The sequence below is a fragment of the Rahnella sp. P4_A8 genome (assembly GCF_056402435.1).
The window spans coordinates 1-1732 of sequence record NZ_JBFUHK010000203.1; the positions used below are offsets into that span (position 1 = coordinate 1).

2 protein-coding genes are annotated in these 1732 nt (G+C 41.1%); both read right to left on the reverse strand.

Features of this window, described 5'->3' with window-relative positions; all coding sequences use genetic code 11:
* Window positions 1-317 precede the first annotated feature (317 nt).
* Window positions 318-1139 (reverse strand): DUF3037 domain-containing protein, encoded by an 822-nt coding sequence (locus AC1DUO_RS24665; protein ID WP_013577763.1) that lies wholly within the window; start codon window positions 1137-1139, stop codon window positions 318-320.
* A partial coding sequence (locus tag AC1DUO_RS24670; RefSeq protein WP_477989249.1) for a hypothetical protein occupies window positions 1136-1732 on the reverse strand: 597 nt, incomplete at its 5' end. The genes AC1DUO_RS24665 and AC1DUO_RS24670, both read right to left, overlap by 4 nt.

Here is a 1732-nt window from a genome sequence, read left to right on the forward strand (position 1 = left end):
AGGATAGATATACTACTCGCCTTGTCAGGCTTGCTGATCTTGTGTCAACTGATTTGAGATTAGTCTAGTGAGCTTTAATTGCCAAGTTACAGGCACAAATTTTACATCTTCTGACAGCCCGAACTTATGAAGCAGGAGTTTCTAACGACAACGATCTGCTTAGCAGCTTTTGAGACAATGTAATCATTATATTTCCCTGCAGCAAATAAAAGGACAATCAAGAACCACCAACGATATTTCATTTGCACTCCATTGCTGAGTCATTGATACGGATGTTGTTTAGGCACAAAACCCGGCTCGGTGGCCGGGTTGGGTTATTAATGAACAGGCATGTTTCTTCCTGCCGCGTTAATCATGTGTTCAAAATAAATAGACATGTCGCTGGCAGATAATAAGTTGTACATGTTATCAGCATAACCATTTACCAAATTTATCTGTTGCGCATATGTGCGTTCCTGAGAAGGTTCTGCCGCGTAGACCAAAAATGTTTTCACGCCTTCATTCCACACCGATTTTGCCGCATTCATGGTGATCGCCTTGACTGCTGTATCACCGAGCTTTTGTTTAAAGTTTGAGCTTCTAAAATCCAGGGTTTCAGTTAGGTGATATATTCCATTCTTGAGTAGTAACTCCGCATACAGCCCATCAGATTCAGACAAGGGATAGCCTTGCACCACTTTGTGATTGTGGATCTCATTGACATTCTTGCCCATGATTCCAAAGCGTTCAAATTCATCTTTCAGCTCAGTAATAATCCTCTTCTGAGTTACAGGAATCCTTTTTCCGGCTTTTATTGGCGAAATGTACAACTTATTGATTTTTATAATTTCCGAGTCATATTCTGCGGGACTTTCAGCTGAAAACGTACCTATAGTCGACAGAGTTATACTACCCTGGAAAAATGCAGCAGCCTGTTCAAGGGTTAGGCAATCAGTAAGCATTTTTTCAAGCTGATCCTTAAGATTACCCAGTTGCTCCATTGAATAATCATTGGTCACAGCTTTAATTTTGCTAAAAGAATCAAGCACCCGCACATCTGCTACACCTTGGGGTGAGATAACGACAAACCCAACGTTGATAGATTCAGCCCTAACCGGGTTAGGTGTTATCCTGATAATGCTGTATTTGTACACTGTCATTTTAACACCTCCGATTTTACAGAATTTATCCGTTCATTTTTACCAGAGCTTACCCACCAAGAGGTCAATGCTTCACGGTGTAGTGGATTTATCCAACTTCCCGGCATTTCAGTAAAAATCCTATTTATATCATCAACATTAACTTTACTTATGTTGTCTAGGATTTTTATTGCGGAATCCCTGCATGTTTTGTCATTGTACGTCAAACTCTTCACGGAATTCCAATAGTTAGTTGTGTTAAAACCAGCAGGTATAAGGTTGTCTCCAACCTTGTTTGGCCAGCCCATAACCATTGCCGCCAAACTGAAGTCAAACGCTTGGACTGTCACATCTCCATCTCGATTTTTGGTATAGAGATAATTACCCAGATGTCGGTCAATATTAAAGACAAACTGATCAAAAGCGTAAATAGCCCAAACCTGCTTTCTAAGTATGGGGGATGGACCCATCAGTGATGCTGCAAAATTGATCTCATCTTGAGGCTTTGACGAGGCGGCAAGGTCGTATCGCGAACCAAAAAAGTGCTGGTTGGATGTGGCATCATAGATAACTCTACATATTGGTGTAGGGAGTCCACACATCTCACCTAATCT